At 63.8% G+C, this 10,484-nt stretch carries 13 protein-coding genes; 10 read left to right on the plus strand and 3 right to left on the minus strand.

Features of this window, described 5'->3' with window-relative positions:
• From GOOTI_RS26015 to GOOTI_RS04880, 3 genes are all read left to right on the plus strand, one after another.
• On the plus strand, positions 1-373 hold a 373-nt coding region (locus tag GOOTI_RS26015; protein WP_007237456.1), incomplete at its 5' end, for a hypothetical protein.
• A complete protein-coding gene (locus tag GOOTI_RS04875) occupies positions 370-1,344 on the plus strand; it encodes a hypothetical protein (protein WP_007237457.1) in 975 nt (324 codons plus the stop codon). The genes GOOTI_RS26015 and GOOTI_RS04875, both read left to right, overlap by 4 nt.
• A gap of 10 nt (positions 1,345-1,354) precedes the next feature.
• Positions 1,355-2,131, plus strand: a complete 777-nt coding sequence (locus GOOTI_RS04880) for an HNH endonuclease family protein (RefSeq protein WP_083835843.1) — start codon at positions 1,355-1,357, stop codon at positions 2,129-2,131.
• A gap of 25 nt (positions 2,132-2,156) precedes the next feature.
• Here GOOTI_RS04880 and GOOTI_RS04885 read toward each other — a convergent pair whose 3' ends face one another.
• Positions 2,157-2,390 (minus strand): hypothetical protein, encoded by a 234-nt coding sequence (locus GOOTI_RS04885; protein WP_007237459.1) that lies wholly within the window; start codon positions 2,388-2,390, stop codon positions 2,157-2,159.
• On the minus strand, positions 2,374-3,306 hold the full coding sequence (locus tag GOOTI_RS04890) for a hypothetical protein (RefSeq protein ID WP_039993428.1): 933 nt from the start codon (positions 3,304-3,306) through the stop codon (positions 2,374-2,376). Before GOOTI_RS04890 ends, GOOTI_RS04885 begins: the two co-directional genes overlap by 17 nt.
• A gap of 291 nt (positions 3,307-3,597) precedes the next feature.
• On the opposite strand from GOOTI_RS04890, the gene GOOTI_RS04895 reads away from it, so the two are divergent.
• The 7 genes from GOOTI_RS04895 to GOOTI_RS04925 all read left to right on the plus strand — a co-directional run bounded on the left by GOOTI_RS04895 (position 3,598) and on the right by GOOTI_RS04925 (position 9,915).
• Positions 3,598-4,674, plus strand: a complete 1,077-nt coding sequence (locus GOOTI_RS04895; protein ID WP_007237461.1) for a hypothetical protein — start codon at positions 3,598-3,600, stop codon at positions 4,672-4,674.
• A 149-nt stretch (positions 4,675-4,823) separates the two neighbouring features.
• Positions 4,824-5,594: an HAD family hydrolase gene (locus GOOTI_RS26020; RefSeq protein WP_169315785.1), complete on the plus strand. Its 771-nt coding sequence runs from the start codon at positions 4,824-4,826 to the stop codon at positions 5,592-5,594.
• Positions 5,595-5,640: 46 nt separating this feature from the next.
• Positions 5,641-7,419, plus strand: a complete 1,779-nt coding sequence (dnaG, locus tag GOOTI_RS24640) for a DNA primase (protein ID WP_007237463.1) — start codon at positions 5,641-5,643, stop codon at positions 7,417-7,419.
• A 73-nt stretch (positions 7,420-7,492) separates the two neighbouring features.
• A complete protein-coding gene (locus GOOTI_RS26025) occupies positions 7,493-8,278 on the plus strand; it encodes a hypothetical protein (RefSeq protein ID WP_007237464.1) in 786 nt (261 codons plus the stop codon).
• Between the two features lie 148 nt (positions 8,279-8,426).
• Entirely contained in the window at positions 8,427-9,011 is a 585-nt protein-coding gene (locus GOOTI_RS04915) for a hypothetical protein (protein WP_007237465.1), read from the plus strand.
• Positions 9,011-9,280 carry a hypothetical protein gene (locus tag GOOTI_RS04920; protein ID WP_007237466.1) on the plus strand — a complete coding sequence of 90 codons (270 nt, stop codon included), beginning with the start codon at positions 9,011-9,013 and terminating at the stop codon, positions 9,278-9,280. Before GOOTI_RS04915 ends, GOOTI_RS04920 begins: the two co-directional genes overlap by 1 nt.
• A 41-nt stretch (positions 9,281-9,321) precedes the next feature.
• Positions 9,322-9,915: a hypothetical protein gene (locus tag GOOTI_RS04925; protein ID WP_007237467.1), complete on the plus strand. Its 594-nt coding sequence runs from the start codon at positions 9,322-9,324 to the stop codon at positions 9,913-9,915.
• A gap of 228 nt (positions 9,916-10,143) precedes the next feature.
• Here the strand turns inward: GOOTI_RS04925 and GOOTI_RS26455 are convergent.
• Positions 10,144-10,484: hypothetical protein (locus GOOTI_RS26455; protein WP_007237468.1), on the minus strand; the 341-nt coding region annotated here is incomplete at its 5' end.

The raw sequence follows: 10,484 nt of genomic DNA on the forward strand, positions 1-10,484 counted from the left end.
GCGTATGCTGCAGCCGGTTGTTGCGCTCGACGGCGTGCGTGACGCGGAACGTCTGGCCGCACTCACCAAACCACTCACCGGGCGATGGACCACTTTCGCTTTCACTCCACGACCAGGATGGACCGTGTACGCGGCCCTCTCCCATCCGTTGCTGGTGCTCCCGGAGCCGAACGAACTGACCACCGCCCAAACTCTCGCGGCAGCAGTCGAAGTCGTCACCAACATTCATCACGCAGTCGACGCATACGCAAGCCTGCGCGGCCTGCACGCTCTGCACTCCGCCGACACCGTTGCCGTAGGCCGCGACGGGTGGCGGGTCACCGTCCACGCCGGAACCCCCCGGCCTACCGTTCACGTCGAGAGCCCATCATGACTGCACCCGTTTTCACACCCCGGGCCGTCGTCGACGACGCCGCCACCATCCTGACCCGAAGCGCCACATGGATGCGCACTCAGCAAGCAGCGTTCATGCGTCTGCTGCCGGAACAGATGTCTGCCACCGGCTGGTGGGCGCACCAGCATTCCGGCGACTACGCCGACATCACAACGAGCGTCCCAGCATGGATCAGACACTGCTACGGCGTCGACGTACCCGAAACCGCCACACCTGCCGACGCAGTGCACCAGATGCTGGTAGCCCGCTCGCAGACCGTGAAAGGCACTCCGCTGCATCTGGTCGCCGACCCACAGCTGCGGTCCGTGCTGATCACGCTCGCGCACACACCCACATATCAGTCTGCCGCGACGCACAAGCCGCTCACATCAGGGACCGTGCTCTTCAACGACCCCGTGCGGTTCAACAAAGCAGACGACGATCACATCAGCCCCGACGATGCGGCCCAGGCAAGCCCCGATCGCGCGGAGCTACGCGGAATCACGTGGAGTGTTGACGGTGACCAGGTACGAACAATGGACTGGATATCCACAGATCTCGACGCCACCGGCAACTCCTACATCGACGACGCAGTGAGTCGCGCGGTCAATGATGGGCAGGCGCAACTGCCTCCGCTGATCACCAACGGTGAATGGACACGCCACGCACACCAATCGACCACCGTCGACGAATGTCGCGCCCGAATCTCCGACGCCGCCTACTCGGTGTTCACCGGACAGACCGACCGTTGGTCAGATGAGCCCATCGGAAACCACGACACCCTCCTCGCGGCACGACTCGCCGAGGTGTGCGCGGACGCAATCGCATCAGGGTTTGCCGACCTTCAACGGAGGCGGGTCAGTAGACGTGCCGGCAGAACCTACCACCGACACATCGACGTCATGACTGCAGCCGCCGCGCACCAGGGCACCGCCAATCGGAATGCCGCTCACCAACAATCAGCAATCTAGGGTCGGATTCATGAGTAACACATCACGCCGCCCACCAGTCGTTGCAGCCCGGTGGGCAGTCGCACTCGCCGCGGCTGCAGCCTTGGCAGGATGCTCTACAGTGCACGCGGACACCACCTCCCGCCATTCGACAGCAACGATCACGGCAACCACCACACAACCAGCGGCCACGTCGGCCGAGCGGGTCGCTACCGAACAACCGCAACCGACGTCGAACGAGTCCGCCGCACAGGCGATCCGCACCCTCGACAGCCTGGCGGTGAAGGGGCGCGCACCGAAGACGGGATACAGTCGCGCGCAGTTCGGAGCGGCCTGGTCAGATGACGTCACCGTCGAAGGCGGACACAACGGATGCGATACCCGCAACGATCTGCTTAAATCGTTGCGCAACAAGGTAATTAAGCCGAACACGCATGGCTGTGTTGTGCTATCAGGAGTGCTTGACGACCCCTACACGGGACGCTCCATCCCCTTCCAACGCGGCCCTCAATCCGGGCGCATCCAGGTAGACCATTTAGTCGCGCTTCTCGACGCATGGCAGAAAGGCGCGCAACAACTCTCGGTCGACCAGCGCCGAAATCTTGCCAACGATCCGCGCAACCTGCAACTCGTCGACGGTCCCACCAACGCCGCAAAGGGTGCCGGCGACGCCGCCACATGGCTGCCGCCGAACAAGGGGTACCGATGCACCTACGTGCAACGGCAGATCGCCGTGAAATCCATTTACCACCTGTGGGTTACGGCCGCCGAGAAGGAAGCCATGCTCCGGATCCTACGTTCCTGCTGACCTGCCCCGAAGATAGACGGCGGAGCTACTCGTCTGTGCCGTCCCGGCTGAGGCGCTCCTGCTCGCACCGGTACCCCCGAAACCACATCAGCGCAAGGAAACGCCCCTCTTCGCTGTGCTGCGACACGTAGGGCGAGTTGCCGACTGCGGTTCCACTGTGAACAGCCTGCGCACCCTCAGCTTGCGCCTTGAGGATCAGCTCCACCGACGCCGGGTACCGCTTCGATTGGGCACCAACCGGTTCAGGCAGAAACGGCATCAGTGAACTCCTCGATCCTCGAACGGTCGTAGTCGCCGCCCGTGTGCAACGCCCTATACCGGGCGAACGACATGTGCCCGCCACTGCTACCGAGGAAGCCGAGTAGCTCCTGCGACCCATACGCTTTGACCCGCTGGGCATTGCCACTCAACAAGGTGAACGGGTCCACGCCACGCAACCGGCCGCGCTTGTTGAGCAGGTGCCCGCGGGTGGCTTCCTCAGCAGCGAGATACCTTTCGTAGCAGTACTCGTCGTAGTCGGCGCGCAACTGCCGCACTGTCGGGGTCGACGACGGGCGACGTCCCAGCTTTGTCTCCTCCGGAAGCCGTGCTGCCGGGTCGGTGATGAGACTGGCCTCGTAGCGGCGGTAGTCGGCGGCGTTCATCTCCGACCACGCGTACTCGAGACGCTCATCAACGGCGCTCTCCAGGTCAGGGTCGTCGGCGGGATGCTCAGCGTGGGTGAGCATTCGGCGATCCATCTCCGCCTCGGCGAGCTCCCGTAGGTGAGGATGATCATGGCCATCCAGCCAGGCCTCTTTGAGTTGGCGGTCGGACAGTTCTTCGGCAATGTGCAGGTTATCGACCACCGACCGGAAGCGGCCGGTCGTCACCAGCAGGCTGTCGTGGTCGGGACTGGCGAGCATTTCGCGGCGAGACCACTCCCGCTCGATCAGCCGCTGACCGTCCGGGTCGGCGGTGCGGTCGCGATGAAGGTCCTCAAGATCATCCATGTCCATCGACCGCAACTGGTAAGGGTCAAGCGGTTCGACGGCCGGCTCGGAATCGTCCGGCGGCGGCGGAAGCAACTTCGAACGCTCATACAGCGTGTTGATCGCTGCGGTGAAGCGTGCGAGAGCGTGGTCGGCGACGCCAGGGTCGGTCGCAGCTTCATAGCGGCGCTCCCACCGGGTCATGCATTGCGTGGCGGACGCGATCGCGCGGCGGATCGGGTCCGAATGAGACGGGCAGCGTCGACCGCCCTCTTCTTTCAATCTGCACATAGGCAGACCCCTCACATTGAGTTAGCTGGCTTCGATGTATGTGAGAGCGAGCTTAACGCGAGAGGTTCGCAGCGATCGGATTTGATCGACAAAAACGCTGCATAATGTGCCGCCAGATCACGCGGGCGGCGGGTTTATGACGCACACAGTGACGCAGTTGTGCGACGATCAGTTCATACATCGAAGCCAACGCTAGGACCCGCAATGCTGAATACCGGGCAATTGACGCTGCCATCTTTCACCCCCACGCTGGCACTGTTCCGCGCCGCGGAAGTGCATCCCGTCGTCCGCTACCAGATCGCTGCGAGCGGGCTGCGCATCTCCGCAGCGACAACCAGCCATCTGGTGTCGGTGCACCACCGCGCCGTCACCGCCGATACCTCGGCCACCGCAACCATCGACCTCGAGCAAGCCGCAGGCAGCGTTCAGTTGGTTCAGGGGAAATGGGCTGTCAACGGTGAGCCGGTAGAACGTCGCGCACGCCCCCGCACCCGGCTGCGTCCGCGACCCCTCCCGACATCTGTACGTGTCTGCAAGACCTCGTCACGCACCCTGCGCGATCTGCTCGGCACCTTCCTGAAAGCACCGCACGTCACAGCAGCGGTGTTCGATGCACGAAGCGATCGGCTACGGCTGGCCGCCGACGGGGACGTGGTGCGCATCGTCGCCGCAGTCGCCGACGCAACCTTCGACGGCCACCAGCCGGTGGCGTCGTCGATGCCGCTGACTCTCGCACACGCCGCCCTTGGTGTACTACCGGCAGACGTTGCCGTCACCGTCACGATCGGCGACGGTGTCACAGTGCTGTCTGCACAAGACACGGCCATCACGATCGAGTCGCTGGCCGACAATCCCACCGCAACCCTTCCCGAAGTGCCGCAGCCGAAGAGGCGGCGACACGATGTGTCTTTGCCACTGTCGCAGTGGAAAGAGTTCAACGACCAGGTCCACAAGCCGTTCATCGACACTGTTCCCGCATGCCATCTTCGAGTGCGCGGCAGCGGAGATCAGCAGACTCTGACCATCGACGTGCGCTCAGGAGGGCACGCCTACCACGCGGAACTGCCGTGTTCAACATCCGACTCGTTCGCGATCGACGTTCCATGGCAGTCGTTTCAGGCGGCCCTGGCCCCCGCAATCACCGCGGGCTCTGACTCTGTCACCCTGCGGATCTTTGACCAGCAGCCGACGTTGACGCCGCTCGTCGTCAACTTCACGAGCCCAGCGATCAGCGGTTACGCTGCGACAGTGGCGCGTAAGCCGCTACTCATGGTGGCCTAACTCTCCACGACACGCCGTTCTATTCGGTGGGCTGCACTCGGCATCCTCCTCAGCTACCAATAGGCTGTTCGGGATGACTACGTCCAGTCCCCGAGTTTTGGTCGTCGTCGGCGCATCCCGCGATGCCGACCAGCCGGAAAGGTTGCGCGGTGCCTGCACCGGAATCGCGTAAGGCGCGTCGGCTAACGCCGTGGCGAGATCCACTCCCCAACGCCGGACCGGTCATTGTGTGCGATGTCGACGGCGTGGTAGCCACGATGAACCGCTTCGAATGGCTCCTCGAGGGCAACCGGTTTAGCGGCTGGTCGAAGTTCATCAAGCGGTACCCCGAAGCGACACTCATCAGCCGCGGGGCGCGGCTCGTCGATGACGCTGTCGACGCGGGATTCCAGGTGGCCTGGTCGACAACCCGACCAGATCACGCCGCCGCCGACACCTGGCAGTGGCTGCTGGCCAACGACCTTCCGGTCGGACCGATCATGACGCGCCACCAGATCAAAGACGGGGCATATCGAGACGCCTTCGACGTGAAGGTACGCCAGTGGTACTGGTGGCTGTCGCGCTTCGGGGAACGCAATCCGGTGGCCGCATGGATCGACGACGAGCTCGAGGCAGTTCAGCTGCTTCGCCAGCATGGCTGCCCAGCATGGACTGCGATCGGGTTGCAACGAGCGATAGTCAAATCAGATGGCCGACCGCTACCGGTGGTGCTCGCCGAACAAGGCCCCAGCCAAGACGAACTTGACCGCAACAGAGCTCGCCGAGAACCCGGATGGCGGCGCCACGAGGACGCCTTCCAAGCTGAACGCTCAGCATGGTGGCGCAGAGAACGAGCCAAAGCAGCAGCCGAACGCGAACGCCGCAACCGTGAACGCGACGAAGGTGCCGGCAAACCAACCACGCGACGCCGACCACGCTGACCACAACAGACAGGTCACCCCAAACGCCAGTTCTACCCTGATCGGCATGCCACGCCTGCCCGACGCGTTCGTCGCCGAACTCCGATTCCGGGTACCCATCGACCAGGTCATCAACGACTATGTCGACCTCAAGCAGCAAGGACCGCTGCTGGTTGGGCTGTGCCCATTCCACGCCGAACGAACACCCTCATTCAAAGTGAAACGCGAGATCGGCCGATACCACTGCTACGGATGCGGTGTCGGCGGGGACATCTTCGACTTCCTACAAACCGTCGACGGCCTGAACTTTCGTGAAGCAGTCACCCGCGTCGCCGACACCGCCGGTGTCCCCGTACCGGCAGACACCGACACCGACGACACGGACCGGTTCCCTGAACGCCAAGTACGTGCCGCGTTGGCAGATGCGCTCACCCTGTACACCAGCGCGCTGCAGACTCCGGCGGCGCGGCCCGGGCAGCAGTACCTCGCTGACCGCGCATTCACGCCGCAGTACGCCGCCGAATGGCAGGTGGGGTACAGCCCCCTCGACGAGTCCGTGGTCGAGCAACTCCACCAACGCCACTCCACCGACATCCTCCTCGCGGCCGGTCTGCTCAAAAGCTCTGACCGCACCAACGACTTCTACGATCCGCTGCGCGGCAGACTCATTTGGCCGCTACACGACAAATCCGGGCGACTGTCCGGGTTCGCTGGACGCAGCCTCACCCCCACAAGCAAAGCGAAGTACCGCAACTCTGATGAGTCGCCCATCTTCCACAAACGGCAAATGCTGTACGGACTGTGGGCGGCGCGACGACACATCCTCACCACCCGATCAATCGTCGTCGTCGAGGGCTACACCGACGTGATGGCGTTTGCTGCCGCCGGATATCCGGCCGTAGTCGCCACCTGCGGCACCGCCTTCACCGCCGAACACGCTGCGCTGATCTCAGGGCGTGTCGGCGACGAAGGCGAAGTGATCTCAGGATTCGACAACGACGACGCTGGAAGATCCGCCGCGTGGGCGCTGTTTCTGCACTGCCAGAAGTTCACCTCCCAGATCACCGCCGTTGACTACAGCAGGTTCGGGGCGAAAGCAGACGCGTGTGAAGCGCGCCAACAAGGTGGCGACACTGCACTGCAGCAACTGATCGACGACCGCACACCACTGCTACGGCTTCTCGTCGCCGCCGACTGCGACGTAGACACCGACGTCGCCGAGCATGTCGCTGCCGCCGCTCGAACGGTCACCGCACGACTACGCCAGGTTCAGTCACCCATTCTGCGCCGCGCCTATCTCGCCGAAGCCGCGACCCACCTCGGACTCACCGTCGACGACCTGACCGCAGGAAGCCCACCGCCACCTGCCGAACAGGAACCCGCCCCACAGTCTGCGACGTTGAGCTCCGTCGACGAACGGGCTGTGTCGGACGAAGCAACCTTGGCTGCCAGCCTCATCGCCCACCCCCACCTAGTCGACCAGGCGCTGACGGCGGCCGATGCTGCCAGCCTGACGGAACTGTTCAGCAGCACCCTGGCGCTGCTAGTAGAGGTGTCGCTGTCCGGATATCCGTCCGGTCGTCCACTCGACGGTGAGGAAGTCTCTGTGTGGGGCGACTTCATGCAGGAAGTGCTTGAGCCGCAAGATCATGACCTGTTGTGGCAGGTGGCATTCGCCGACATTGACGACGATGTCACTGACCGTGCCTGCCGGGTCCGAAAACTGTCGTTGCTGAGGACGATCGAAGCCACACGCGTCGACCCGGAACGAGCCGACGACTACTTGCGCGCCCATCACGCGTTGAAGAAGCTACGCGCACACACGTTCGCCGCAGCACCGAAATAGATTGTGCCGCACCCGTCTAAGCCGGTTCGTACGCTCAAATACGTTCCAGTATCGAAGCCAACCAGGAGTAGACATGGCACAACCAATGGGCACGTTCGGATCCGCGTCGCGGCGCCCACCTGTAGTTCCCGTCGCACCCGCCTCCACACCCGCAACCGACACCCCTCAGCAGACGCCGGCCGAGCCGAGCGATGCAGCGCCGGCACTCGAGTTGCAGGTGCCGCACACCGACACGACACCGCCAGACGCTGACGGGCAATCGGCGACCACCGGCAGCAACAACACGGGACAGGCAGCCACTGCCGACGACGACGCTGCCGGCGAGGCGGCATCCACCTCGACCGCACCTGCCAACACGCCGGACGAAGCGGCCATCACATCCCCTGAGTCCGCTGGCACCGGTGTCGAACGCCAGAACGCGCCCGCAGCAGCGGATGTGTCGCAGCCGCCGGAGCCGACCGACAAGCCGGAGCCGACTGACAAGCCGGAGCCGACTGACAAGCCGGAGCCGACTGACAAGCCGGAGCCGGACGCGAAGGACGCGAAGGATGAGAAGCCGGGAAAGGGCACCGCACGCCGGGGCCGCGCCAACAAGGGTGACCGCAAGCCGCGCTCGCGCGGTAAGTCCACGGCCGCCGACACCGAACGCATCCTGGTCGTGGTGTGTGGTGGGCAGGTGCAGCACACCAATCCCAACCTCGTTGTCATCGACCTCGACGAAGCACGCGACCCCGACACCGACCCAGTCGCACTGCTCGACCTTATGCGTCAACTGCGTGACGTTCCCTACGACGAACTGCGCTCGGACACTGTCACCGCGATCCAGAGCTTCATCGAGGAGAAGATTCTCGGTGACTGACCAACCGCACGAGGCCGCGTAGGTCACACAACAGCCTGGCCCCACCAACAATCGCTGGTGGGGGTCAGGCTGCTGTTGTTGTGTCTGCACGCAGAAACTGTGCTGCCACAATGAGCGCCGTCCCTACATCCACAGAACGGTGCACACGGTGATCGGTGAGCGACTGCTCGACACAGTTGACCAGCTGCCACGCTGGCCCGAACTGTCCCGCACTCAGAAAGCTGTGGCGGTCCTCGGCGCCGCGGCGGCGGCAGCCGTCCTCGCTGCCGGGATCGTCCTCGCGGTAGCCCACGACACCGGCAGCCCGCCGGCCGAGTCGGCGCCGACGCAATCGGAGAACCGGGGCATCGCCGCATGCAGTCGCGGCACTTCCCAGCACGCTGACCTGCCTCTCATGCAAGCTGCGCTCGGAAATCTTGCCGCGCTACCTCACCGCGCCAACCTCGCCGAAATTGTCACCAACCCTGCCAGCACGGACGACAGTGCCGTCGCGCTTGTCTGCACGATCCCCGGATCTGATGTTGCTGCACTCGAGGACATCGGTAGCGCCCTGGCATACAACATTCGTTCCGCCCACGCCGCCAGCCCCTCCGTGTTGAGGGTGCGTGACATTGGTGACGGTGACAACGTCAACACCACTATCGAAACATCACTGTCCGCGCACACGTTCACCGCCAAACACGGCGACGCAGGGAACAGGGCAGCCTGGCGTGTGGTCGCCTCGGAGAACTGATGATGACCCGCCGCAAACCCACTCCCGCAGGCATTCTCACCATGGCCGCCATCTGCGTGTTCGTCGCCGTCGCGGTCCTCATGAGCATCGAGCAGAACCCACTGATCGTCGCTGTATGGTTCCTCGTCATCGCTGTGGCCGCCGCCGTCACCGTCGCCGTCACATGGCGGCTGATGCGGCCACGGCGCCGATGGTGGCCGATCCCCGATCGGTGGGGATTCCGCATTGATGCGTTGCTGCGGTGGCTGTCGACGCACTCACGCACCTAGACCCACCGAACATCACCCGCACACCTTCCCAGGAGCCACATATGCGAGACGCACTGCAGGACTTCACCGATCGAGTTCCCCGCTGGGGTGAAATGTCACCACGGCAACGCGTGGGAGTTCTCGTCGCGGTCGGCGTGATCATTGCCCTCGTCTTGCTGTCGGCACTGTGGGCTGCGGGCGCGTTCCGCAGTTCCGAGCCGTCGACGCCTGCCGCGAAACCGGCGACAGGCCCGGCATATGAGGCTGGTTTCGTTGACTGTCATGTCGCGCCGGACACAACCTCACCAGGATCAGATGTGCTGCTGCTGGTCACCGATGATCGAGGCCTGCCCTACCATGCGACACCGGCCACCACCCAGACGTTTACGTCTGCTGGGCGTAACGTGCTGCGCGTCAACGTGTGTATGCCGTCGAAGGCCACACCCGACCAGCTCAAAGACGTGGCCACCATGATCGCTCAGAACGTGAAGAGCTCCTACCCGCAGCAGACGAACATCGACCTTATAGCGGTGACCAACATCGGTTCAGGTGATGCGATGACCGGGCAGGTCACCACCCGCCTGCACGATCATGCGTTCAGCAAAGACGACGGCGTATACGCCCAACGGTCCGTGTGGAACTTCGCCGCCAGTTAGCCCTCGGCGCCGAGCGGAAACATCAGGTTGGTCAGTTGGCGATCCACCGATGATCCAAGGAGGCGCACACCCCGTACGCATCGAACGACAGCACGAGGTGGTAGCTGTTCCCGCGGGCGCCGGTGATGTGTTGCCACTGCAATGTGAAGGTGCCGTCACCATGATTGTCGCGGGCTGTTGGCTCCCCGAGCACGTAGATGATCTGATTCAGTGGTCGGCCGACCGGATCTAGGCGGGAGGCACGAAGGACAGGCAGCCAGCTGCGTGCCCCTTTCGGCAGCGGACCCGGGTAGGGGATTCGAGTAAAGCTGGCCGGTCCTCGGCGAAATCGAGCCGAATGTCATGCTGCGCGCCGTCGGCGGTGTGCAGCACAATCCGGGACTTCTTGAGTGGTGTTGCGTCAGTGATGAAGTCACGTGCGTAATGCACTGCGGGCGTCGGAGTGAGCGACGTGTACGACACCCACACACGACGTGTGGTGACGATGCAATGATCATGCGAGGGGCTGATTCCCAGCGTTCGCGCGACGTAGTCAACCCGCTCATCCGGGTACAAGATGGGCGCCATTT

This window comes from Gordonia otitidis NBRC 100426, from assembly GCF_000248075.1.
In the GTDB taxonomy this organism is placed as follows: Bacteria; Actinomycetota; Actinomycetes; order Mycobacteriales; family Mycobacteriaceae; genus Gordonia; species Gordonia otitidis.

What these genes read in the sequence shown, in the direction of transcription:
- GOOTI_RS04895 (WP_007237461.1), top strand. Translation starts at nt 3,598, where the DNA reads ATGCTGAATACCGGGCAATTGACGCTGCCATCTTTCACCCCCACGCTG.
- GOOTI_RS04885 (WP_007237459.1), bottom strand. Translation starts at nt 2,390, where the DNA reads ATGCCGTTTCTGCCTGAACCGGTTGGTGCCCAATCGAAGCGGTACCCG.
- GOOTI_RS04920 (WP_007237466.1), top strand. Translation starts at nt 9,011, where the DNA reads ATGATGACCCGCCGCAAACCCACTCCCGCAGGCATTCTCACCATGGCC.
- GOOTI_RS04925 (WP_007237467.1), top strand. Translation starts at nt 9,322, where the DNA reads ATGCGAGACGCACTGCAGGACTTCACCGATCGAGTTCCCCGCTGGGGT.
- GOOTI_RS26025 (WP_007237464.1), top strand. Translation starts at nt 7,493, where the DNA reads ATGGCACAACCAATGGGCACGTTCGGATCCGCGTCGCGGCGCCCACCT.
- dnaG (WP_007237463.1), top strand. Translation starts at nt 5,641, where the DNA reads ATGCCACGCCTGCCCGACGCGTTCGTCGCCGAACTCCGATTCCGGGTA.
- GOOTI_RS04880 (WP_083835843.1), top strand. Translation starts at nt 1,355, where the DNA reads ATGAGTAACACATCACGCCGCCCACCAGTCGTTGCAGCCCGGTGGGCA.
- GOOTI_RS04875 (WP_007237457.1), top strand. Translation starts at nt 370, where the DNA reads ATGACTGCACCCGTTTTCACACCCCGGGCCGTCGTCGACGACGCCGCC.
- GOOTI_RS04890 (WP_039993428.1), bottom strand. Translation starts at nt 3,306, where the DNA reads ATGACCCGGTGGGAGCGCCGCTATGAAGCTGCGACCGACCCTGGCGTC.